The sequence below is a fragment of the Paenibacillus sp. JNUCC 34 genome (assembly GCF_058269055.1).
In genome coordinates this window covers 3,979,033-4,003,701 of sequence record NZ_CM177770.1, presented here as the reverse complement: position 1 = coordinate 4,003,701, position 24,669 = coordinate 3,979,033, and the positions used below count along the sequence as shown (strand labels likewise).

Here is a 24,669-nt window from a genome sequence, read left to right as displayed (position 1 = left end):
AATTTGATCAATACGGTTCATGTCAGCCATGTCGGACGGGTTCGGCAGGTGAATGAGGATTCTGTCCTGATCCGTCATTTGGAGCATGGCTATACACTTGGCATTGTTGCCGACGGCATGGGGGGTCACCTTGCAGGGGACACCGCCAGCAGGCTCGCGGTTCAGACCGTGGCTGAAGACTTATCTTCCCTGGAACCGGATATGTCCATGGACGGCATTCGGGCAGCGTTAAGCGACGCCATCCTGCATGCCAATGAAGTGATATATCAGGAAGCTTCCGCCGATGAGCGGCTGCACAACATGGGAACGACCATTGTAGCTGTGCTGCTTCAGGGCTATGAAGGTTATATCGGGCATATCGGTGATAGCCGGGCATATAAAATCTCAACAGGTCAAGTGATCCGGCTGACAGATGATCACACACTGGTCAATGAACTGTTTAAAAGCGGTCAGATTACCGAGGAGGAATTAGAGTCTCATCCGCGTAAAAATGTGCTAATACGGGCGCTAGGAACAGATATAGATGTATCTGTTGAATTGAGCCAGGTAGCCATTGAGGCGGGAGAGGTGCTGTTGTTATGCAGTGACGGGCTAAGTAATCCGGTTAGAAGAGACCGGATAGGACAAATTGTCGGCTCACTTGAAATTCCTCTGGAGGAAAAAGCAGACCGCCTGCTTCAACTGGCACTTCTCGCCGGAGGCGACGATAACATTACTGTCGCCCTGTTTGAACATCAAGAAGAAGGTGCTGGGCAACGTACAAAGGGGTGGAATTCATGATCGGACATGAATTGGCTGGTCGTTACAAGATCATAGAACGAATCGGCGGCGGTGGAATGGCGCTGGTCTACAAGGCACAGGATATTTTACTGAACCGAAACGTAGCGATCAAAGTGCTGCGGCAGCAGTTTGTGCACGACGAGGAATTTATCCGCCGTTTCAGGCGTGAGGCACAATCTGCGGCGTCATTGTCGCATCCGAATGTGGTCAGCATTTATGATGTTGGTCAAGAGGATGAAGTTCATTATATCGTCATGGAATATATCGAGGGCAACAACCTTAACGAAATCATCAAAGAGAGAGCACCGCTTCAGGTAGACGAGGCGGTACGAATTGCTTCTCAAATTTGTGATGCACTGGATCATGCCCATCATAATCAGATCATTCATCGTGATATCAAACCCCATAACATTTTAATCGGCCGTAACGGTCGTGTAAAAGTAACGGATTTTGGTATTGCGAGAGCTGTAACTTCTACGACGATTACCCAGACAGGTTCTGTTGTGGGTTCTGTGCATTACTTTTCCCCGGAACATGCCAAGGGCGTAGCTACCGGAGAGAAGTCGGATCTTTATTCTCTTGGTATCGTATTGTATCAAATGCTGACGGCACGTCTGCCGTTTCTCGGAGAAAGTCCGATCAGTGTGGCGCTTAAACATCTTCAAGAGGAATTTGATGAGCCTAGGGAAGTGAACCCGCTTATTCCTCAAAGTGTGGAGAATGTTATTCTGAAATCGATGCGCAAAAATCCGCAGGAGCGTTATCAATCTGCGGAAGAAATGATGCAGGATCTGGAAACTTGTCTGCTGCCTAACCGGCGGAATGAGCCTAAGGTCGATTTCGAAGATGATGAGGATCAGACCCGTGTGATGCCTGCTATCAAAACGATGCAGCCTAGTAATCATGTTGCTGCTGCTCCCGTCGATGATTCGGAGGATGAAGAACCGGGTGAGGAAGAAGTTAAGGCCGGAAGCCCGAAGAAGAAATGGAAAAAATCAGCACTTATAGTCGGTTTGGTTCTACTGTTTCTGGGTATTCTGACTGGTGTAGTCATTTATGTGAATAAAATGCTGGTTGTGCCTGAGGTCACGATTCCTAGCGTTGTGAAAATGACAGAAGAAAATGCTGTTCGTACGCTGGAGGAACTGGGCCTTGTTGTTGATAACGATGTGATCAGACAATACAAGCAGGGTGTGGACGAAGGTATTGTGTATGAACAGAGTAAGGCTGAAGGAGCCGTCGTCAAGGAAGGCTCAGTTATTCAATTATCGGTTGGAGCTGCCAAACCATTAAGTAAAATGCCGGAATTAACCGGGAAAACACTTGAAGAGGCACTCAAGATGCTGAAAGGCCAGAAGGTGAGCGATGACCGGATTGATATAAGAGAAGAGAACGATGACAGCGTACCGGCAGACAAGATCATTTCCCAATTGCCGGCTAGAGATGAGGAATTTGATCCGGACACAGTTCAAGTCCGGCTGATTGTAAGTAAAGGCAAGCAATCTGTGACTATGCAAAACCTGATCGGCAAAACTCGAAGCGAAGCGGAAAGTGTGATCAGATCACTCGGACTTCAGATCGGTACGGTGGAAGAAGTGCCAAGCTTCACCGTGTCAAAAGGCTTAGTTATTGAACAATGGCCTTATGATCCAAACACGCTTGCAACACCGGGAACGGAACAAAACTTGAAAGTAAGCTCGGGTTATCCGTCTGAAGCGTTAAACTATACCTTTAAGGTTCCGGTGGCACCTAACCGTGAGGGAGAGAAGAGTCAGATTCGTATCGTATACTCTGATGCGTTAGGTGACAATCAGGTAGGGGAAAGCCGCACGATTACCACAACAGAGATTATCCCGGTGAAACTCCTTCTGGCTCCGGAGAAAAACGGTTCGGTAGAAATTTACCGGGATGGCCGTGCGCTTGATACGTATTCGGTACTATATACCGACGCGAAGAACGGCACTGTGCCTCAGCCTGAGATTGAAGCACCGCCTGTGCCTGATGTTCCTGTCACCACTGATCCTTCACAGGAACATAATGGTGGAGATAATAGTGGAGACAATGGTGGAGATCAGGGGACAGAACAAGGTGTAGATCAGGGCGAAGAGAACGGTCATGAAGATGACTCAGCCTCATCCAATGAGGGTAAAGGGAAAGGCGATAAGATGAAGGATTCGAAGAAAAATCACGATGACATTGATGCCGCAGGATGAGGCAGGTAATAAGTTTACATCAAACTACCGAAAGTGAGGCCTGCATATGCTTGAAGGACTGATTGTTAAGGCACTAAGCGGATATTACTATGTCAAACCACTGCGAGAAGGCAATGTTGTATCCGGGGAAGACCCATCGGTTCAATGCAGAGCCCGCGGAATTTTCAAAAAAAGAGGTGTTTCTCCGCTTGTCGGAGATCGTGTAATGTACTCTTTGACCGAGAACGGGGAGGGGACCGTGGAAGAAATTCTTCCGCGGTCTTCCCAATTAATACGTCCTCCAGTAGCTAATGTTCATTTAGCTGTTCTTTTATTTTCAGTAAAAGAACCAGATATGAGCATGCTGCTGTTGGACAAATTCCTCGTACATATTGAGCACTCTGATCTAAAGGCTCTAATCTGTTTAACGAAGCAGGATCTTGCCGATGATTCCGGTGACTCCACGGAAGAAGTAAAGCGTATATACGAGAAGATCGGTTACGAGGTTATCGTGACGAGTTCGTTGCAGGGAGTCGGTACTGAGGAAGTCAAGGAACGGCTCGCGGGACAAATCAGTGTATTTTCCGGTCAATCGGGTGTAGGTAAATCCTCATTGCTCAATGCGTTAATGCCTGGACTGTCTTTGGAGACGAGTGAGATCAGTATGCGGCTTGGTCGCGGACGTCATACGACAAGGCATGTCGAGTTGATAGAACTGGATAACGGGGGTTTTGTCGCCGATACTCCGGGATTCAGTCAGCTGGATTTTCTTGAACTGGGCGTAGAGGAGTTGTCCAGCTGTTTCAGGGAGTTCATTCCTTATGCTGAGAATTGTAAGTTCAGAGGCTGTAGTCATACACATGAACCCGGTTGTCAGGTCATTCAGGCTAAAGAAGCTGGAGACATCGCAGAAAGCCGTTATAAACACTATGTGGATTTTTCTACAGAAATGAAAGACAAGAAGCGGAGGTACTAACGTTATGATTAAGATAGCGCCATCGATACTTTCGGCGGATTTTGCCAAACTTGGTGATGAGATTGCAGAAGCACAGGCGGGAGGAGCGGACTGGATCCATGTAGACGTGATGGACGGCCATTTCGTGCCTAATATTACGCTTGGACCTCCCATCGTTCAGGCGATCAGACCCCACACTACACTGCCACTGGATGTACATTTGATGATTGAGCAGCCGGAACGTTATATCGCTGATTTCGCATTGGCTGGGGCTGACTATATTACTGTTCATGCAGAAACCTGTCCACATCTCCACCGTGTCATTCATTTGATTAAGGAGCACGGGGTTAAGGTTGGTGTAGCTATTAATCCGGGAACTCCTGCCCATGTCCTGCAGGAAGTGCTGCCTGATCTGGATATGGTGCTCGTTATGACCGTTAACCCCGGGTTCGGCGGACAAGCTTTCATCGAGCACACCGTGCGGAAAATTGAGCAGCTGCGAGAATGGATTGCCAATTCCCCGAATCCGGGAATTCATATAGAGGTAGACGGCGGTGTAACAGCCGAGACGGCTCCGCTCGTAACGAAGGCCGGTGCAGACGTACTGGTGGCTGGAAGCGCCGTTTTTGGCAAGCCAGATCGCTCGTCTGCTATCGCAGAGATTCGCAAGAGCGCGCAGTTCTAAGACGTAAGTCTGTTAGCTTGATGCATAGGGCGAAGATTGCCCGCATAAATATGGTTACATGAGCTGGGTTCTCATGTAACCTTTTTTGTTCGTGTTCACATCTATGGGCTTGGTGCATAAAATAACCTAGAAGGCATGAGAATGATGGGGAGGGTGAGACATGAAATTTTATACGTTCAAGCTGCCGAAGTTTTTGGGAGGTTTTGTGAAGGCCATTTTGAACACGTTTCACAAAGGCTGACAGCTTGTCCCGGCATAACAAAACCTCCGCCCGGGACAGCAACGGCGTGACTGTTACCGGGAAAGAGGCATTAAAAAAAGCACCTGCTGCGTTCAGGGTGCTTTTTGTTTAGTCACATGTATCTAAACGAAAGAAAAACTTCCTTGTCCCGGGCAGCCCTTTAGAAAGCTGGAGATTAAGAAAGTTTTTCTAAAAATATAAGAAAGTATTATATTTCCATTACTTGGCTTATATTTCTCGCAGAAACGCCATCGTCCTTCTCATGGACGACGTAATCGTTTCTGCTTGTATGGGCATAGATTAATTATACGCGAGTCACTTTACCGGATTTCAAAGCGCGAGTGCTAACGTATACACGTTTTGGCTTGCCGTCTACCAGAATGCGAACTTTCTGAACGTTTACGCCCCAAGAACGTTTGTTGTGGTTGTTGGCGTGGGAAACGTGGTTACCAGTACCTGGTTTCTTACCTGTCACATAACATTTGCGAGACATAGATTACACCTCCTTGTTTCATAACCCTGCATAAAACAATACTTAAATATAATATCACAGTAAAAATTGCTGCGTCAACTATCCTAAAAACATTTATTTCTTTTTCTTCTTATAGTACAATGTTATTTAGTCCATAATATTTCCGAAGAAATACGGTGGGCTAATCGGTATGTCCCTCTCTTTGCAGAGTAAGCTGCCGAAGGCTCGTCAGACGCGAAGCCAGCCCATCACCAGCGTTGTGACTAATTCATTTAATCATAGCATATCTATTATTTGTTGGGCGATGATCGGTTTAAGGCTCTGAAATAGAACAAAAAAACATACAATTAAAGCGTTATTTGTATCAAGCCAGGAAGGGGAATTCTCATTGAGTAAGCGTTCTTTGAATGGAACAGAATTTACCGCGATGGTTCTAGCCGGAGCGGAACAACTGCAGCTGCATGCAGAACACGTCAATTCCCTGAATGTTTTTCCGGTGCCGGATGGCGACACGGGAACGAACATGAATTTGACGATGACTGCGGGTGTGGCCGAACTGAAAAGCAAGTATTCGGAATCTTTAGGGCACAGTGCTGGTGTACTGTCGAAAGGGCTCCTGATGGGTGCCCGGGGGAACTCCGGGGTTATTTTGTCCCAATTGTTCCGCGGCTTCAGCCGTTATGCAGCTCCTTATACGGAACTGAACTCTAGTCAGTTTGCTACTGCGCTGCAGACAGGTGTAGAAGCGGCTTATAAAGCAGTTGTTAAACCGGTTGAGGGAACAATCCTCACGGTAGCGAAGGAAGCTGCCAAGCATGCTGTTTATTTTTCCCGCAGAAGCAACGATGTCGTGGAATTGATGGAACAAGTATTGGCAAAAGCCAAGGAGACCCTGTCCCAAACTCCGGATATGCTACCGGTTTTGAAGCAGGTAGGTGTTGTGGATTCCGGAGGACAAGGCCTTGTATACATCTATGAAGGGTTTCTGAGAGCGCTGAAAAATGGTGTTTCTTCTTCAGAAGTGTCTCCCGCATCTGTAGAACAGACTGTATCACGGGCAGCTGTGACTGGTGTTGTTACCCATCCGGATTTAGCGACGGTACAGGTTCCAGCTTCAGCACAATCGAGACTTTCGACGGAAGATATCGAATATTTGTACGATATGGAGTTTTTCATTAATCGACAGCTGGGCAACGCCCAACCTGCAGCATTTGATGAAGATAAATTTAGAAAAGCGCTTTCCGTGAATGGTGATTCCATCATTGTGATCTCCGACGATGAAACGATTAAAGTGCATGTGCATTCCAAAGCTCCGGGCGAGGTACTGAACCTGGCTTTGTTGTATGGCGAAATTACGCAGATTCATATTCTGAATATGCGTGAGCAGCATCGTGACCTGCTGTCTACAGGTATGGACACTGCACCGATGCCTGAGCTGTTTGCTGATATCCCGGCTGAAACCAAGACACCAGAAGCCCCGGCTGTTCCACCTGCGGACGAGCTGGCACCTTACGGTTTCATCGCTGTGTCGTCGGGTAAGGGCATTTCGAGTATTTTCAAGAGTCTTGGCGTGGATGTTGTACTGGCCGGCGGCCAAACCATGAATCCGAGCACGGAGGATTTTGTGAATGCGATAACGTCTATTTCCGCACAGCAGGTATTTATCCTGCCGAATAACTCCAATATTGTGCTTGCTGCACAACAGGCGAGAGAACTGCTGGAAGGAGAGCGCAGCGTAACCGTGATTCCGAGCAAGACGATTCCACAAGGTATTGCGGCTGCCTTTGAATTCCAGGAAGACGAGAGTGTCGAAAGCAATACCGACAATATGCTTGAAGCGGTTTCCCGTGTTCAATCTGGACAAGTAACCTACGCCGTGCGGGATACGAATATTGACGAGCTTCAGATTAAGGCCGGAGAATACATCGGCATCCAAAATTCGAAGATCGTTGCAGCAGCACCAGACCTGTTAACCGCATGCCAGGAGTTGCTCGGTAAAATGCTGAGTTCCGGAGATGAAATCATTACGCTTCTTACGGGTGAGGATGCTACCGAGGAAATTACAGAGGGCTTGAGCTCTTGGCTTGAGGAAAACTATCCGAATGCAGAAGTGGAAGTACACTATGGAGGACAACCGATTTACGCTTATCTGTTCTCTGTAGAAGTTTAATATATTATTGATGGTCATTTATTAGGAGGGGTTCCCGGTGAAGAAGACCGTTATTGTCACAGACAGCACAGCGGATATTCCGGCAGACCTGGTGAAGAAATACGACATACGAATTGTTCCATTGCGTCTTATGTTCGGCAGTGATACGTATCTCGATGGAGTAGAAATTACCGCTGGCGAGTTTTATAAGAAACTCGTCGAATCGACTCAACTGCCGACAACTTCGCAGCCCTCCCCGGCTGACTTTGTGGGGGTATATGATTCAATCCTGAAGGAGTTTCCCGGCTGTTCCATTCTATCGATGCACCTCTCTTCCGGAATGAGCGGCAGCTACCAGTCGGCACTGCTGGCTACTTCCCTAATAGAGGGAGAAGCTGATATTACGGTGTGGGATTCAAAATCAGCGTCATATGGCTATGGATTGTTTGTTGTTCATGCAGCCCAGTTGGCTGCTGAGGGATTGCCGGTAGAAGAGATCCTATCCTCTACTGAAGAACTTCGCAGTAAGCGTTGTCTGTATTTCCTGGTAGACACATTAGAATATTTGCAAAAAGGTGGACGCATCGGTAAAGCTTCAGCTGTACTGGGTACACTGTTGAATATTAAACCGATCCTGTCTATCGATGATGAAGGTATTATTTTTTCGGTTGAAAAGGTAAGAGGCCGCAAGAAAGCGACTGCCAGAATGATTGAATTGTTCCAAAATGATCTGGCAGGTGTTACGAATATTAATGTAGCGGTGGGCACTACGGCAGATCCGGCTTCTGTTGATGATTTTCTGAAGCAATTGTCTGCCGTGTTTACGGTGAAAGAAACGGTCCTGTCCGACATCGGCCCCGTCGTCGGCAGCCATGTGGGACCGGGTACTATTGCCGCGTATATCTGGCCCGCTTGATTGGGGGAGCATTATGAGTCTCGATCTGGATCAAATATCCGTAAGACAGATAAACGGCGTGAGCGCCCTGAAAGAAGGGGAGCTTCACGCCTTTGGCGTCTCTACGGTTAAAGATTTGTTGGAGTACTACCCGTTCCGGTATGAGGATTACCGCCTCCGCTCACTCAGCGAGGTAAAGGACGGGGATAAAATTACGATACAGGCCAAAATAGCGGGTATCCCTGTGCTGCAGAGATACGGACGTAAATCCCGTTTGTCGTGCAAAATGCTGGCTGAGAATTGGATGTTTACCGCAACTTGGTTTAACCGCCACTTCCTAAAGGATCAGCTGACGGCGGGCCGGGAAATCGTCCTGACGGGAAAATGGGATCAACGACGTCTGCAGCTGACAGCGTCGGAATCCGAATTCCCGGATAAAGGAGCGTACCGGAGCGGAACGCTGCAGCCCGTATATTCTATTGGTGGAAAGATAACTCAAGGATGGATTCGAAAAACGATCGGACAGGCATTGCAGCAGTACGGTGAAATAATCCCGGAAATCCTTCCGCCTGCTCTTATTCAAAAGTATAATCTGATGCCGCGCAAGCAGGCTATCGCTACCATTCATCAGCCGGTGGATTCCAAAGAAGGTCAGGAAGGAAGGCGGCGGATGGTGTATGAAGAGCTGTTTATGTTCCAGCTGAAAATGCAGGCGTTCCGTGCGCTGAACCGCGACCGGATGGATGGCGTAGTACATACCACGGAGAATTCAACCATAAGGGAGTTTGTACGGAGTCTGCCCTTTGAGCTGACGGATGCGCAGAAGAGGGTAGAGCTTGAGATTTTGCATGATATGCGCTCGCCGTACTGCATGAACCGATTGCTACAAGGTGATGTTGGCTCTGGTAAAACGGTTGTGGCTGCGATCGCTTTGTACACAACGGTAAGATCAGGTTTCCAGGGTGCTTTAATGGTGCCTACGGAGATTTTAGCTGAGCAGCATATGCGTTCACTACAAAAGCTGTTTGAACCGTTTGGAGTGACTGTGGGGCTTCTGACAGGCAGCGTGACGGGGAAGAGACGTAAGGACCTTCTTGCCTCGCTGCAGATGGGGCTGACCGACATCGTTGTCGGTACTCATGCTCTGATACAAGAGGATGTGTATTTCCGCCAACTGGGGCTTGTCGTGACGGATGAGCAGCACCGTTTTGGTGTGAATCAACGCAGCGTACTTCGCCGGAAAGGATATAATCCGGATGTACTGACGATGACCGCTACACCGATTCCCAGGACGATGGCCATTACTGCCTTTGGCGATATGGATGTTTCGACCTTGTCAGAGAGACCGAAGGGGCGAATTCCCATTACGACATATTGGGTTAAGCATGATTTGATGGAACGTGTGCTCGGATTTATCGCTAGAGAAGTGGAGCAGGGTCGTCAGGCATATCTGATCTGTCCGCTTATTGAGGAATCCGAAAAGCTGGATGTGCAAAATGCGATTGATCTTCACGTCCAGATGCAGCAAGCTTTCCCGAAATATCGCGTAGGACTGCTCCACGGCCGAATGACGCCGGCGGAGAAGGATGAGGTCATGCGCGGTTTTTACAGCAACGAATTGCAATTGCTCATATCCACCACGGTTGTCGAAGTTGGGGTTGACGTTCCTAATGCTACATTGATGATTATTATGGACGCTGACCGCTTCGGCCTGTCGCAGCTTCATCAGCTGCGCGGTAGGGTAGGCAGGGGCGCTCATGCCTCTTACTGTATCCTTGTTGCTGATCCGAAATCTGAGGTTGGGCAGGAACGTATGGAGGTCATGACCGAGACTGAAGACGGATTCGAGGTGGCACGTCGGGACTTGGACCTGCGGGGACCGGGTGACTTCTTTGGTACGAAGCAGAGCGGACTTCCGGAATTCCGGCTGGCTGACATGGTTGCGGATTTTGAAGTGGTGGAGCAGGCAAGAGGTGATGCTGCAACTTTAGTCGGGGATGCTTCTTTCTGGACATCTCCAACCTATGCTCCTTTGCGTGAGTATTTACAACGGGAACAGATTTTTCAAGGTGATCTTATTGATTAGTTGAACAAGTAGCACAATGGACCGGCCCTCGTCATATACTCAAACAGTGACAGGAGTTATTACGGGAGGTGCCAAACGTTTGAGCTATCAACAATATGGAATTAGTCCGCAGCTGGTGGAACGCATCAAGCTGAAAATGAAAAATCCTGCCGTCAAGGAAAGGATTAAAGGTTTGGTTCAAGGTCTGTCAAAAGCTGATCTTCAAAATAGCGCGAAAGTGCATCAGCTGGTGCGGACATCTACGGGGATTCTAAACGAAAAGCTGAGTACTGCTGAGGAGCAGCAGATTGTGCAGTTTGTTCTTGCCCAGCGGATTGATCCGAAGAATACGTTTCACTTGATTAAGCTCTGGGGTATGTTCCGCTAAGTTCAGCGGTTCATGCCAAGTAGATACCAATAGGCCCCTGCTGGATTACATTCCTTGCAGGGGCCTATTCATATACCGGGGGCATAGCGATTGGTTGACCGCCGTCATACAACTCTACACCGGCGCTGGAAGCTGTACGGTACGAAAAACTCTAGCCCGTGACGGGCTGGATGCATTCCGGAGTATCATTTTTGACGGAGTTGACACTTGTTCCGACAACAGTGGCAGTCATCTCGACAGCCGGAAAGGGACTGAGCAGCCGCTTGAGATCACCTGGATCTGCACTGCGGCTGAGCCACAAGGCTTCGTCTTCAGAACTAAGTATGACGGGCATCCGGTCATGAATACGTTCCATCAGCGGATTGGGCCGAGTAGTGATGACGGTACAGGTGCTGAGCTTGCTCCCATCCGGTGCGGTCCACATATCGTATAAGCCTGCCATGCTGAATATCCCGCCGTCCTTCATACCAATCCGGTGAGGTGTTTTGGCGTCCGCTGTGCGCTGCCATTCGTAGAAACCGTCAGCGGGGATAAGACATCTTTTGCGCAGGAAAGGTGTCTTGAATGCCGGCTTTTCCTCCAGCGTTTCACTTCGGGCATTGATCATTTTGGCGGCACCGGAAGAGTCGCGTGACCAGGAAGGGACAAGCCCCCAGCGCAACTGTCCGATGCGGCGGCGTACGCCGTCATGAATAACTGCAGTGACCATCTGCGTTGGTGCAATGTTGTAACGGGGGGTATGGAAAGGGGTGGTGGATTCAGGATCAATCAGATACCGTTCCATCAGATCCTTCCATGTGACGGTAAGTGTGAAACGGCCGCACATACAATTCGCCTCCTTCAGGCACAATGATAATAGTTATATTCTCATGCGGATTATTTCACTTAATCTAAAGTATACACGTAGTTAGTGTTGGCGAAAAATGATGTTGTCACCTATAATAGTTAGGTGTGTTTTTGCATCACGTGATTCTCAACATCAGAAATGGAGGCAATTAAGTGTTTGATTTAAAAGCCAATGGGACTTCGGTCAAAACAGAAGTCATTGCCGGAGCGACCACGTTTTTTACCATGGCGTACATTATGGTGGTAAACCCGCTGATCTTGTCCGGAGCAGGTGTTCCATTTGAGCAGAGCTTTACCGCAACCGTTATAGCCGCGGTGATCGGTACCCTGCTGATGGGCCTGGTAGCCCGTTATCCGATCGCTGTAGCGCCGGGTATGGGGCTCAACGCATATTTTACATATTCGGTTGTTCAAGGGCATGCTAATTTGTCCTATATTGAAGCTTTCTCGGCTGTGTTTATCGCAGGGATCCTGTTTCTACTGTTGTCGATGACCACATTGCGCAGCCGTTTGATCGAAATGATCCCGCCGAATTTAAAACATGCCATTACGGCGGGAATCGGCTTGTTTATCGCTTTTATCGGCTTGCGGATGAGCGGGATCGTCACAGCTCACCCGGACAATCTGGTAGCACTGGGTGATCTGCACCAGCCTTCGGTTGTGCTCGCGTTGGTTGGCCTTGGGATAACCTTGATTCTGTTGTCCCGGGATGTTAAGGGAGCCTTGTTTATCGGGATGATCATTACGGGTATTATCGCTTATTTTGCGGATATGTTATCCTTTTCAAACGGAATTATGTCTTTACCTTCGCTCCCTGAGGGGATCTTGGTGTGGAATCCGATCGAGGCTGCAGGTAATGTTATTTCCAACGGTTTGTATGCAGTCGTCTTTTCCTTCCTGCTAGTAACCCTGTTCGATACAACGGGTACGGTGGTCGGTGTAGCTGAACAGGCGGGCCTGATGAAAGATAACAAGCTACCGCGTTCTGAGCGTGCCATGTTTTCTGATTCCATCGCAACCGTTGCCGGCTCCATGGTCGGTACTAGCCCTACGACCGCTTATGTCGAATCTGCGGCCGGTGTGGGCGCTGGCGGTCGGACAGGACTGACGGCGGTTGTCGTTGCAGTGCTGTTTGCTATTGCAGCGTTTTTCGGACCGCTCGTTGGAGCTGTATCCGGCTTGTCTGCGATTACGGCACCTTCACTGATTGTGGTTGGATGCCTGATGCTGAGCAATGTCCGAAGCATTAAATGGGACGACTTTGATGAAGCGTTCCCGGCATTTCTTGTCATTCTGACGATGCCGCTCACATCGAGTATTGCGACAGGTATCGCGCTTGGCTTTATCTCTTATCCGTTGATGAAAGTGGTTAAAGGTAACTTCCGCGCGGTGCACCCGCTGATGTACATTTTTGCCGTACTGTTTGTATTACAGCTTGTGTTTGTTCCCCATTAATCATGGGTGTGTGAAATGCAAAAAGCCAGAGAATTTCCCCTGTAATTTAGGTGAGATTCTCTGGCTTTTTTTTAGAGATAAGTAAGCATAACTTCGGAGTGAGTTGCAACCTTATCTCTCAAGAAAAACAACCGCTAAATGCGGTCTGTCTTCTTAGATGTACATCGATAGATGTTTTTTATGCCGGTTCGACTTATTCTGATCTTGGATCAGGAAGGAGGCTCTATATCTGCTGCCTCCAAAATATCACAAAGCGGTATCCATGAGCCCTGGATGTAAATACGCTGTCTAAAGCTATCAATGCGATCAACCATGCCGGTCACGCTATAGTCCCCGTATTCCCCGAATACCTGAAGTTGTACAGCCCCTTTGTTATGATAGGCCAGACTCAGCTTTTCTGAAATCCATTCCACCTGCTGCTCGTCGAGGAAAGGATGCTCCTGTTTATGCTTTTGTTCCTGTTTGGCTAAAATAGCGTCACGATGCTCAAACAACATCATCCGGCTAGACTCCCATAGTCCATTGCCCGTCAGTTTCTTCATTTGTAGTGACCTCCGATCTTCGTGTTAAGAAACTTTAGCTGACTGGTGTTTTTTAAGGAGGAACCGAAGTAAACCGAGGCGGGTCCGTATACTTCCCGTATTTCATCCATCGTGTGCTCCAGATGCATCAGTCTCTCCCGGTCTCCGAATAGGGAAAGCTGGTAGACGTCATCACTCTGCAGTTCGCCGAGGGAGAGCCAAATTTTCCGGACCGGCCCTCCATCCCAGTGAGTGTCGAACAGCTGCTTCGCTGCAGCATATACCTCGCGTGAAAGATGAGTCGGTTCGGGGAGTTTTACCTGACGTGAAAATCCTACCGGGTGACCAAACTCAGAACCCTGAGCACCGGCTTGAACGACATTGCCCATATAGCCTTTGGCGCGGGCCCGCGCACAGATAAGCATGGATAGCTCATTTAATATGACATCGATATCCTCCCGGCTGTCATAATCGACAGGCAGTGTGGTCTGTCGTCCGATTCCTTTTTGCTGCTCAAAAGCGTCCGGGGTAACAGGGGAGTCATCATAGCCGTTGGCCGTTCGCCATAGCACCTCGCTCCAGATGTCGCAGTTTTTTTTCATGTAACGTTTCATCTTCCGCTTGAGTTCTCCAAGAGGAGTGTGGGCCAGCTCGCCAATGGTATGAATGCCAAGGCGGGCTAAATGGCGTGTCGTTCTGGAGCCGACACCGAACATTTTATGGACGGAGCAAGACCAGAGGGCTTCCATATTGTGTTCGTTCAATTCGTAAATGCCGTCTTCGTTTTTTTTGGCAAAATTGTCACAAGCCATTTTGGCAAGGATCTTGTTCCGTCCGATGCCGACACGGGTACGAATGCCGGTTTCCTTCTCTACCCTCATCTGGATGTGACTGGCGAGCTCCGCAGGCGAACAGCCGAAATGCACCAGACTGGCGGTCACATCAATGAATTGCTCGTCAATGCTGAACGGCTCCACGAGATCCGAATACGACTCCAGGATGGTCATGATCTGCAGGGATACCCGGATATAGGCGCTCATCCGAGGCTTTATGACAATGAGATCAGGGCATTTCTGCTGAGCTTGCCATAAAGCTTCGGCCGTCGTTACACCGTGACTCTTAGCCAGGGGACAGGCAGCTAGAATAATGCCGCTTCGCCGGGACGGATCACCCGATACGACGAGCGGTTTGTTAGCGTAAGCGGGGTGGGCCGCTTTTTCAACAGAGGCATAAAAAGATTGGCAGTCGGCCAAAAAGATGACACGTTGCTGACGTTTATGCATGTCATTTCACCCCTTATTTTATTCAAGATTGATGTGAAGCGCCTCGGCCAGCCGCTGCTCGATGTCGGCTCTCACAAACTCCCATTGCAGCTCCATGTGATGCTGGTAACCGCGGCATCGGTAACGGAGCAGCAGGGAATACTCCTTCCGGTGGGTTTCCATAATCGTGATGCTGCGCGTGCGGCAGTCATTTTTGAGCCGGCTCAGCCTGGTCATGGAGGATCTCTGAATATCCCTTAGGCGTTCTATATAAAGGTCCGTCAGGCCTGATGTTTCCATGCTCCGGATATCCTTCTCTAGGACATCAAGCAGGATGGGCAGGGTTGCACATTCCTTCACCATTTGGAGCTCTTCCCCGGTTTGCAGCGGAGATGTGGACATAGCTACATCGGCCTCCTCTGATTCTTCATACATTCTTCATTATTATATAACGAACAAATGTTCTATATGCAAGCGGTAAATACCGTTAATTGGGTTAGGAAAAGTAAATGATGATAAATCAATAATGTTAATTTCGTGTACGTTGTATTTTTAATTTGATACACATTGGAGTATGAAATGTCATACTTTGAACGTGATTGATAGAGCCCAGCTTATATTGCTCCTCATAGGTTAAATCATGTGTGGAAGATAAATCAGTTATAATAGAAATGTGAAAAAATGGAAACAATAACACCTTTGTTAGGACGGAGGTCTGTTGGAGGCCGACTTGTGTTAGAGTTGACTATCTGAAATCCTTAAAAATATGAAGTCGAAAAAGAGAGAAAATTAAACTTAATATAAGCAAGATCATTAGGAAAGCTAGTACCTCAATGGAGGTCTACTAACTCTTAAATAATATCGGCCTTAAATCAAACCTGGGAAGTTCGTAAGCTGTGGTAAAGTAGAGTGTGAAATATCCTGTCGATGTAACCGATAATCATAGTCATTAAGAAAAACATTGGTAAATGTGCTTCTTAGTTGATAAAAGACTTTTTTTAAATAACCAGTGAGCAGGTGAACAAATGCCTAACTATGATTTTCATAATTGCCTATCTCCACGTGAGTTTGAAGAATTGGTGCGGGATATTTTAGAAATAAAGGAAAAAGTGCCATTTGAAATTTCCGGTCGAGGGAAAGATGGAGGGATCGATCTCCGTTATTGGGAAGGTACCACAAAAGTTATTGTTCAGGTAAAATGCTATCAAAACAATTATAGACAGTTGTTAAATGTATTAAAAAATCAAGAAAAGCAGAAAGCCAAAGCGTTAGAACCAACCCGCTACATTCTTGTCACCTCTATTACGCTTCAAATCAAGGAACGGGATGAAATACTTGATCTATTCGATGGCTTGATTACGACACGGGATGACATTATAGATAGGGAAGATTTGAACAAGCTACTAAGCAATGAGCAATACTATCATGTTGAACGCACACATTATAAACTTTGGCTCAGCAGTACCAACGTCTTAACTTCGCTTATTGAGGAAATTATTCACCGAGATATCCTTACGGAGTCGAGGGGAGAGCTAGAGGAAATAAAGAAAACGGTGAAAGTTTTCGTTCAAAATCCTAGTTTTGGACGAGCTATCGATATTTTAGAGAATTTTAGGTATGTATTGATATCGGGAGAGCCTGGTATTGGAAAAACAACATTAGGTCGTTGTTTAGCTGCTTATTTTTTACAACGTAAAGGGTACAAAGAGTTCATTTATGCGAATACAGTGGGAGCAGCTCTGAGAATGTACAAAGAGAATGAGAAGCAGGTTTTCTTTTTTGATGACTTTTGGGGAGATACGTTCAAAGACGAAAAGCTTCCTCACAACGAAGAGAAGCAATTGCTGAAGTTTATTAAGCAGATCTCCGATTCACCTAATAAAATTTTGATTTTAACTTCCCGAGAATATGTAATTCAGCAAGGTCTAACCCAATATCAAGATGAACAACTCAAAAGAACATTCGATTTTGGGAAATGTCTTCTTCAATTGGAAGATTACTCAGATTTAGTAAAGGCAAAAATTTTGTCCAATCATCTTTATTTCTCACGTCTTGAATGGGATTATGTCAAAGTTATAGCTGATGGCTATAAGCATATCATTAACCATTCCAACTATAATCCAAGAATTATTGAAACTTTTCTGAATCAAGGATCGATTTTATTAGCGGATAGTTCTCCAGCTGAGTATTATGAGGAGTTTCTTAATTATTTAAGAAAACCGCTGGATTTCTGGAAGAGTATTTTTATGAAGCAGACCTATGGTTCTCAGCTGACAGCTCTAATCTTGTTTTTATCATCTCAACCCATGAGATTAATCGATTTAAAAGCTTCTTACTACTCTTGTATAGAGGCTGGTGGGAAAAGCCACCTACAGATTCATGAACTGGAATTTGACAGTATTGTTGCACAATTAGAGAAAACGATGATTAAGACCTACCGTGAGAAGGCAACATCAACAATCTTAGTAAAATTCCAAAACCCGACCATTAAGGATTTTCTATACAGACATCTGGTTGAGAATGTGCAATATTACGGCAAGGTGCTTATTCAAGGTAGTCCTTTTATAAATCAACTGCTTTTTATGTTTAAAGCTACGAATTCAGTACGTAAAATAAATGATATTTCTGAGGAAGATATTCTTTTTCGAGATATGATACGCTTGCCTCACAACCTTGAGAATCTGTTAATCGATAAAGTTATTTCTGAATTTGATACTTTAAAATATTCTTACTCAGATAGGGATGTTTACGAGCGAATACCTTCCGTTTATGATAAACCCGAAGATTGTATTGTTAGAAAATTACAGGATATTGTATTTAGCTTTGAAATCACCGAAAATGCTAAAATGTTTGATTTAATGAATCATAAAATTCAATATCTATGTTCAAAACTTCACGAAGAGGACTATCCATTATCTTATGATGATATGGTTGAGTTTCCTTATCTAATTAAAGCTGCTATTTCACTAAAGATTGAACTTGATGGGAAAATATTAATCAATGACTTTTATGAACGCTGCAGATTTGCTGAACATCTATTGGTACTTAATGAATTTGAGGAAATTTTCCCAAAAGATTTTGCTGATTTCAAGAAAGTGAATTATTCAACAATAAAGAGCAGTATTAGGGATCTACTGCTAGATGACGTTGATTTCTTTCTTTATGATATGGAATACGATCGAAATGATTATCTGATCGATATCATTTATCCAAGGATATTGGAAACTTATAAATTACGTGATAGCAAAGCATTCCGTAAAGAATTAAATGAGATCGCGGGATATTATAAAGATGGACAAGACGAACAAAATAAAAAGTGGCTAGAGAATATGAAAAAAGAAATTATAAATGAGGAGAATGAGAAGCGAAAAGTAGAAGAATTGATGGAGGAAGAGAGAGATGCACTTTTAGGAGTAAAAGAAAAAATATTTGATGAAGATATTATTAATTTCATTCAAAAAAATGCTTTTACTCCGAACGAAGCAGCCGAACTGATTGCTTTATTCAAGAACGAAGAGCCATGGTATATCTGGCCTTTTTTTAGTAATTGGAGCAGATTGTCTATTTTACTTACTTTTTATCATGAAGCAAGGAACTTGCCGTTAACAAGCGCTGCATTTTATGAACAATTATCATCTCATTTAATTAAGCAATACCAAAGTACGAATTCTGATTCTGATATAAATATTATTGTTGAAGCATTTTCTCAATTTGCTTTTGACATGATGAGGAAAGGAGAAATCATTTTTTCCGAACGTATGATCGAAAATCATCCAGCTTTTAAAACAATATTGGATACAGAGCAGTCATATTTGTATATACTATTATCTTTCCCTTTCATCGTTCAAAGAGGAAAATGGTACGAGTTTCAAACATTAGGTTTCCACGCTTATTTATCAGTAAAAAGATTTCTTTGTCTTCATGAGAAGGAAAAGTCGGTTACTTACGGTGAGCTATTGGATCTTAATAGGTTTTTTATTGATATTGAACACGATATTTGGATATTATGCTCTGAGTTAGATCTCAAAGATTTTTATAAGTATTACTTAGTTCCGATTTTGAAGAAGTATTTGGCTGCAGTAGATACGACTAATCTCAAAACAGTTTGTTCTTCTAGTTTCAGGTTTCTTGAAATCACTCTGAGTTATAAAATTTCCCAAGACACACTTCTTCCTGAGTTTCCAGGCTCAAGCTGCAACGGGTTATATAGCTCTGCATTAGAGTTTATTGGTCATAACTTGTTGGATGTGGAATTTTTGATGAGCTTCTCTGAGGAGAAGAGAAGTAAGGAGCATCAATCAGATTTGTTGAGATTAAGCCGATTCATTATGGAGCAAGGATCCCCAGGTTATGATAAGGATGAATATGAATTTGATCTGGCTCAACATAGTACAAATTCAGAATTGTTAGAGATTCTTGAATCTTTAGGTGTGTGTGATTTTCTAATGAATTCGTATCGGCAAGTATTAGAAAAGGTAGAGAAAACAGAGGCTGATAAGTACAGCTTTCGCCTTGATTCTTATTTAAATGATTCGAAAACCCGCAGATTTGCATTAGTCGATTAAGTACAGGAGGAGAGAATGAGATTTCCCGACAGTTCTGGTTTACTGCTTTCTATTGTTGATGGTTTCCTTAAGGATGATGAGATGATGATTCAATGTATTGATAACTATCATTATCCTTTTCGTGATTTTATAGAGAAAGCTCAAACAAGTTATTTGACTTCAGCTGATCTTGAGGATTGTGTACAAGCTCCAAAGCTTTATGTTATTGCCGGTCATATAGATAAGCTTAGTCGTGTAGAGCAAGTTTGGAGAACAAGAATAAAACAAGTATTTGACCAACTTTTACAAAATAAGCATAAACAGATTCTGAAAAGAATAAAAGAAAAATTGAAACAAACAGATCGATACTGTTTGGAGTCATTGTATTGGATCTACCTATCAGAATTGGTAACTGCTAATAAAGTTTATTATCCGATGGTGAAGATATTTCCTATTGAGGACGATGACCTAATCGTATTAGTTTTCTATCAAACGTCTAGTCCGAGTGATTTTCAGTTAGAGAACGTGGAGCAGACAATCAATTTCTGGTTTGACCGTGAGCAACTTTCTATGAAGGGTTATCAATGTTTAACTCGATCTTTTATTTTGCGAAACATGGTTGGCCGTAAGGTATTAGCTTCTTTTCCTGACAGATATGGAAACTGGGGTATACTACTCGAGGGCGGAATGTTTTTACCATTGGCAGGGGATTTTGAAGTAGGTCTGAGTAAGCTAAATAGTACGCATATTGGTCAATGGACTGTAGCTGAAATAGAAGAAATATTGCTTAATCCTATTTATGCTTTTGGATATCACTATCAACATATTGATTTAATTTCTGAATGGTTTTATGTTTTTCTTTATGTGTTAGCCACAACTGATGAGGAAGAACTTACAAATATTAACTTCGAATTATTATATCATAATTTTTGTAAATACTTAGGAAAACATATTTGTCCGTACGTTCTGATTAAACAAAAAGTTATAAAAGTAAATAAATTTATAGAAGTTCTTAGAATAACGTTAGGGAATATAAGCGAGTATTTAAAAGGAGAAGAAGAAACAGGTATTTCTAAAAACATTTTGTTAATGATGCGAAATCGGCATGCCTATCTACCAGAGGTACATCGGTTTATCGGCAGAAATTCAAACATGGATGTGAGAAAAAACCTCGATTCGATTACCTTAGACAACATCTACTGGAAAGAGTCACTTGTTCAATTGGAAGAGGTCTCCGATTCTTATGAGAAAGGAACAAGACTTGAGGAACTGGCACAGTATTTTATTCGTACCATCCCAGGTTTAAAGATCACTGATACAAGATCAATAAGAGGAAGGGCAGAAGTTGATATTTACTGCTGCAACGTATCATACGATTCCTGGCTTTGGAAACTTGGCGCCTTGATTCTAATCGAATGTAAGAATCGAAAAAATAAGGTGGCAGTATCGGATATTCGTAACTTGGTTCCGACTATGGGAGCCAAAGGAATTCATGGGGCAATGATTTTTAGCAGAACAGGTTTTTCATCGGTTGCTTTGGAAGAAATTAAACATCAGCATTCAGGTGGAAAATTGATTATTCCCATTTCTTTAAAAGAACTTGAGGCAATAGGAATAGATAAACAGGCTTATGATTTAATACGGGACAAAATAGAATATTTTGAGCATAGATTGGAAGACAGTACTGAACAGATGTATTTTTGATACGTATAGGTAAAAACTGCTTGCTTGATGGTGAATACTCAGAGAGGAGTTTCATTCCAAACGGCCAAGTGGACGAAGAAGTATGATTAGACCTAGTACTCAAAATTGATGGTACTGCTGAAAGAAGTAATTCTTCTTATTACGGTGGGATTTTCAACAATTGTAAGAGAGAAAGACTACTTAAATGAAAGCTGTAGTGGCCCGTACCATTCGGTGGACGTATTGAATCCTACATGGATTTCCTGAATACGATGAGGTTGAAAGGTGTTCTGCAAATATCAAGGTAGATACTGCCCAATTCTTTCGGAAGATCTATTTTGCAACGGGTGGTTCGAGGGCAATTCACACGATTATTGAATGTCATGATGACTTTCAGTGAACTCAAAACTGAACAGTCTTTATGTACTTGAATAAGTGAATAACCCACAATGGGGAGCCATAACAGTTTATATACATATGTACAAAATATAAAATTTCTAGAGGTCAAAAAGTTTGATATAAGATGGGCCTATACGAAAAAAAGAGGATAACTGGTTTAGGTCTAAATATCGCCTGGCTTTTCATCTACAACCAGCAAGGCTGCCGCGGGCAACCTTTGCTGGTTGATTTCTTATTTAACGAAAACTAGTGATCCTTCCCAAAAATAATCCTTGAATCTCCTGTTACAGGAGGTTTTATCATGTGTGCAGGAGAAGCTGCTGCATTTCTATTTCAACCACAGCAGGAGACAAGGGGACATATAGAATATGAGGATTGTGGAGTGGATTTATCTTATTTTTAACGTGGTTTATGCTTGTATGGCTAATAGGGGCGCGGAACAAGCCCCTGCGGATGCTCTGGGGAGGATTTGCCGTCTCCGCTGCACTCCTGCTTGTGAATCGATCGGTGGAGGGACTACGTTGGCCCTTGATCTTTGGTCCCGTTGATTATTCTGGTTATAAAAACCCGGAACCGGTCATCGTCCAAAGCGATGAATGGACGTTCCGGTACATCAAGCGGTCTGTGGGTGATGTGAGCTGTTGATTCATTCTCCGACCAAGAACCGGAGTGAGAACCGACGGCGCCGATCTTATGTGTGCCACTATATCCGTAAAAGACTTGAATGTACTCCATAGAGAAGATCTTCGCCAGAAATATTGATTATATTAGAGCCGATCGTATATTTCATCCGCTACTGGAAATATTATCTTTGTCTATGCTCATGACAGAAACGAGGAGGTAACCATGGCTTCAACTACAGCACTTTACGACAAACTTGGTGGTGAAGAAACGATTGGGAAAGTTGTGGATTATTTTTACGAACTCGTTTTAGCTGACGAAACCGTCAACCACTTTTTTGCCAACACGGACATGGAGAAACAACGCCGACATCAAACCAAATTCATCAGCTTCGCTCTGGGTGGTCCCAACCAATATTCAGGGCAATCTATGTCAAAAGTACACGCTGGCATGAACCTGCAACCTGTACACTTTGATGCGATTGTGAAACATTTACATGATGCGTTAAAACATTTTGGGGTAAATGAAGATAATATCAACCAAGCACTAAGTACCGTCGAAACCTTGAGAGACGATGTAATGTACAAATAGGAGATTCAGCCGAGCGGTTCAGGAAGTTAATTCTACTCCTGCTCACGACTCGGCTTTTTTTATTCCCCTTTCCTATTAACCACTGATGAGGTATAATCTGGGTTAACTAATTTATTACAGCAATGGAAACGTAGATACATAAGCAGCTGTTTTTATTTGCATAAAGGAGACATCTATGAGACCGATTTGATCGACCATTTGAACTTATATCTGATACCGATACACCGGTTTCGATCAATTGAATAAGGGAGTTATGAAAGTAATGTTCAAACGGTCATTTTATTATTTATGGGGTTCACAGACCCTTTCTAATACGGTAGATGTATTGTATTTAGTTGCTCTTACTACTTTTGTGCTGGAACGAACCGATTCTGTCGTTTTTGCAACGCTGGTGCCCTTTTTTCGGGTAATCGCCCAGCTCTTCAGCGGATTACTAGCACCGTTAATCATCGCCAAATATCGACTGCCTATTCTGCTTGCCCTGTCGCAGTGCGGGCAATTTTTGTTGTTTGTACTGCTTGCGGGTTACTTATCGCCTTGGATAGGCGGTGAGAACCTAACGATAATATACGGATTTATTATTTGCATCTCCTTTTTAGACGGCTGGACGACACCGACCCGCAACGCCTTGGTGCCGCGCTTGGTGTCCGATCACGTCTTGATGAAGGCGAACGGTATGATCGCAACGACGGATCAAGTAGTTCAGTTCGCCGGCTGGGCGGTCAGCGGGCTGTTAGTCGCCATGCTAGGATCGTTCCCGGTGCTGCTTATCGTGGCATCAGGGTATGGTCTGGCCATGATTGTCACCTTTATGATTGAAGATCCGACAGAACCTAAACGCCGGAATTTTTGGGATTGGCGTGGAACAGCGTCTAGTATTGGCTTGAGTAAACAACCGAGGGAGCATTCCGAAGCGGATAGGCGTACGGCCTCGCGTTGGGATACGTTGAAGGAGGGCTGGGTCGTATTATTTAAATCTCCACGCCTTCGCGCTCTAACGCTGATGGATATGACCGATATGCTGGGAGGTTCCGTATGGGCAGGTGCATTCATGCTCGTATTCGTTAAAGAAGTGCTGCACAAAAACGAACAATGGTGGGGGTACATTAACGCCAGCTATTTTGCCGGTGCGGTGCTTGGGGGCCTTCTGGTCGTTGCTTTTGTCGATCGGTTGGAAAAAAGAATGTTCTCGGCCATGCTATTGGGAATGCTTGGGTATGCGGTCATGACCCTGCTGTTCGCTCTTAATACTTCCGCGCCGTTAGCGCTCTTGCTAGTCCTGATAACAGGGCCGTGTACCGAACTGTCTGCGGTATCCCGGCGAACACTGATCCAGCACAGCGCCCCAAAAGAGTTACTGCCGATGGTGTTCTCAGCCCAATCAACCTTGCTCAACACGGTGTTTGGTATTTCTTTGCTGCTAATGAGCGGGGCTGCCGAACTGTTCGGAATTGTGAATATGTACTTATTTGCCGCTGCCTTGAGTGTTTTTGCGGCTCTTGTCGGGTGGATCAACCGCAAATCACTCGTATCCGTACCGAAAGTTATTCCGGGAACTGAAATAGAACTTAAACTGTAAACCGATACGGAAATTGAAAAGAGCAGATGTCGTGATGGCATCTGCTCTTTATGGAGAAGTTTTTGCTCGGCGGGAGGAACGATGATGATCCGAAAATATACAAGCTGGTTATTTACTTTGTATTTTATTTTTAAATTCATGGTAGTCTTAATGACCGATGGTAAGCGAGTGCCGTTGTATGATTTGGTTTTTTATGACAAGACCCAGATTTATATTAAGAGACATAACTTAATTGCTATACCCCAAAAACTCTTTATTTCAAATCACATTGTCCAATATTTTGCGATAATATGTGTTGAAACTGAAAGGATACTCGCTCGATTTCAAACCTTTAAGGAACCGGATT

20 protein-coding genes are annotated in these 24,669 nt (G+C 44.7%); 14 read left to right on the top strand and 6 right to left on the bottom strand.

Features of this window, described 5'->3' with window-relative positions:
* Positions 1-3: 3 nt before the first annotated feature.
* The 5 genes from AC2TF5_RS18815 to spoVM all read left to right on the top strand — a co-directional run bounded on the left by AC2TF5_RS18815 (position 4) and on the right by spoVM (position 4,853).
* The gene (locus AC2TF5_RS18815) at positions 4-780 is read left to right on the top strand and encodes a Stp1/IreP family PP2C-type Ser/Thr phosphatase (protein ID WP_491298704.1); all 777 of its coding nucleotides are present in this window, start codon (positions 4-6) and stop codon (positions 778-780) included.
* Positions 777-2,993 (top strand): Stk1 family PASTA domain-containing Ser/Thr kinase, encoded by a 2,217-nt coding sequence (pknB, locus tag AC2TF5_RS18810; RefSeq protein ID WP_491298702.1) that lies wholly within the window; start codon positions 777-779, stop codon positions 2,991-2,993. Before AC2TF5_RS18815 ends, pknB begins: the two co-directional genes overlap by 4 nt.
* Before the next feature lie 46 nt (positions 2,994-3,039).
* On the top strand, positions 3,040-3,948 hold the full coding sequence (rsgA, locus tag AC2TF5_RS18805) for a ribosome small subunit-dependent GTPase A (RefSeq protein ID WP_491298701.1): 909 nt from the start codon (positions 3,040-3,042) through the stop codon (positions 3,946-3,948).
* Positions 3,949-3,952: 4 nt separating this feature from the next.
* Entirely contained in the window at positions 3,953-4,612 is a 660-nt protein-coding gene (gene rpe, locus AC2TF5_RS18800) for a ribulose-phosphate 3-epimerase (protein ID WP_491298700.1), read from the top strand.
* A gap of 160 nt (positions 4,613-4,772) precedes the next feature.
* Positions 4,773-4,853, top strand: coding sequence for a stage V sporulation protein SpoVM (gene spoVM / locus AC2TF5_RS18795; RefSeq protein ID WP_095263314.1), 81 nt, complete (start codon positions 4,773-4,775; stop codon positions 4,851-4,853).
* A gap of 304 nt (positions 4,854-5,157) precedes the next feature.
* Here spoVM and rpmB read toward each other — a convergent pair whose 3' ends face one another.
* Positions 5,158-5,346: a 50S ribosomal protein L28 gene (rpmB, locus tag AC2TF5_RS18790; RefSeq protein ID WP_054957233.1), complete on the bottom strand. Its 189-nt coding sequence runs from the start codon at positions 5,344-5,346 to the stop codon at positions 5,158-5,160.
* Positions 5,347-5,713: 367 nt separating this feature from the next.
* Between rpmB and AC2TF5_RS18785 the strand changes: the two genes are divergently transcribed.
* The 4 genes from AC2TF5_RS18785 to AC2TF5_RS18770 all read left to right on the top strand — a co-directional run bounded on the left by AC2TF5_RS18785 (position 5,714) and on the right by AC2TF5_RS18770 (position 10,822).
* Positions 5,714-7,495 carry a DAK2 domain-containing protein gene (locus tag AC2TF5_RS18785; RefSeq protein ID WP_491298699.1) on the top strand — a complete coding sequence of 594 codons (1,782 nt, stop codon included), beginning with the start codon at positions 5,714-5,716 and terminating at the stop codon, positions 7,493-7,495.
* Positions 7,496-7,532: 37 nt separating this feature from the next.
* Complete coding sequence (locus tag AC2TF5_RS18780; RefSeq protein WP_491298698.1) at positions 7,533-8,390, top strand: DegV family protein; 858 nt, start codon at positions 7,533-7,535, stop codon at positions 8,388-8,390.
* A gap of 13 nt (positions 8,391-8,403) precedes the next feature.
* On the top strand, positions 8,404-10,455 hold the full coding sequence (gene recG, locus AC2TF5_RS18775) for an ATP-dependent DNA helicase RecG (protein ID WP_491298697.1): 2,052 nt from the start codon (positions 8,404-8,406) through the stop codon (positions 10,453-10,455).
* Positions 10,456-10,534: 79 nt separating this feature from the next.
* On the top strand, positions 10,535-10,822 hold the full coding sequence (locus AC2TF5_RS18770) for a stage VI sporulation protein F (RefSeq protein ID WP_491298696.1): 288 nt from the start codon (positions 10,535-10,537) through the stop codon (positions 10,820-10,822).
* A 151-nt stretch (positions 10,823-10,973) separates the two neighbouring features.
* On the opposite strand, the gene AC2TF5_RS18765 is transcribed toward AC2TF5_RS18770, so the two are convergent.
* Complete coding sequence (locus AC2TF5_RS18765) at positions 10,974-11,648, bottom strand: SOS response-associated peptidase (protein WP_491298695.1); 675 nt, start codon at positions 11,646-11,648, stop codon at positions 10,974-10,976.
* Positions 11,649-11,821: 173 nt separating this feature from the next.
* Here AC2TF5_RS18765 and AC2TF5_RS18760 point away from each other — a divergent pair, with 173 nt between their 5' ends.
* Positions 11,822-13,123: an NCS2 family permease gene (locus AC2TF5_RS18760; protein WP_491298694.1), complete on the top strand. Its 1,302-nt coding sequence runs from the start codon at positions 11,822-11,824 to the stop codon at positions 13,121-13,123.
* Between the two features lie 209 nt (positions 13,124-13,332).
* Here the strand turns inward: AC2TF5_RS18760 and AC2TF5_RS18755 are convergent, their stop codons facing one another.
* The 3 genes from AC2TF5_RS18755 to AC2TF5_RS18745 are packed head-to-tail and all read right to left on the bottom strand — an operon-like array spanning position 13,333 to position 15,308.
* Positions 13,333-13,665, bottom strand: coding sequence for a YolD-like family protein (locus AC2TF5_RS18755; RefSeq protein ID WP_491298692.1), 333 nt, complete (start codon positions 13,663-13,665; stop codon positions 13,333-13,335).
* Positions 13,662-14,927 (bottom strand): DNA polymerase IV, encoded by a 1,266-nt coding sequence (locus AC2TF5_RS18750; RefSeq protein WP_491298691.1) that lies wholly within the window; start codon positions 14,925-14,927, stop codon positions 13,662-13,664. The genes AC2TF5_RS18755 and AC2TF5_RS18750 overlap by 4 nt, the downstream gene beginning before the upstream one ends.
* An 18-nt stretch (positions 14,928-14,945) precedes the next feature.
* Positions 14,946-15,308: a YhjD family protein gene (locus AC2TF5_RS18745; protein ID WP_491298690.1), complete on the bottom strand. Its 363-nt coding sequence runs from the start codon at positions 15,306-15,308 to the stop codon at positions 14,946-14,948.
* 623 nt (positions 15,309-15,931) lie between these two features.
* On the opposite strand from AC2TF5_RS18745, the gene AC2TF5_RS18740 reads away from it, so the two are divergent.
* Positions 15,932-19,471, top strand: a complete 3,540-nt coding sequence (locus tag AC2TF5_RS18740) for an nSTAND3 domain-containing NTPase (RefSeq protein ID WP_491298689.1) — start codon at positions 15,932-15,934, stop codon at positions 19,469-19,471.
* 15 nt (positions 19,472-19,486) lie between these two features.
* Entirely contained in the window at positions 19,487-21,154 is a 1,668-nt protein-coding gene (locus AC2TF5_RS18735) for a restriction endonuclease (RefSeq protein ID WP_491298687.1), read from the top strand.
* A gap of 894 nt (positions 21,155-22,048) precedes the next feature.
* Here the strand turns inward: AC2TF5_RS18735 and AC2TF5_RS18730 are convergent.
* Positions 22,049-22,267, bottom strand: coding sequence for a hypothetical protein (locus AC2TF5_RS18730; RefSeq protein ID WP_491298686.1), 219 nt, complete (start codon positions 22,265-22,267; stop codon positions 22,049-22,051).
* A 111-nt stretch (positions 22,268-22,378) separates the two neighbouring features.
* On the opposite strand from AC2TF5_RS18730, the gene AC2TF5_RS18725 reads away from it, so the two are divergent.
* The gene (locus tag AC2TF5_RS18725; RefSeq protein ID WP_491298685.1) at positions 22,379-22,744 is read left to right on the top strand and encodes a group I truncated hemoglobin; all 366 of its coding nucleotides are present in this window, start codon (positions 22,379-22,381) and stop codon (positions 22,742-22,744) included.
* A 262-nt stretch (positions 22,745-23,006) separates the two neighbouring features.
* Entirely contained in the window at positions 23,007-24,323 is a 1,317-nt protein-coding gene (locus AC2TF5_RS18720; RefSeq protein WP_491298684.1) for an MFS transporter, read from the top strand.
* Positions 24,324-24,669 lie beyond the last annotated feature (346 nt).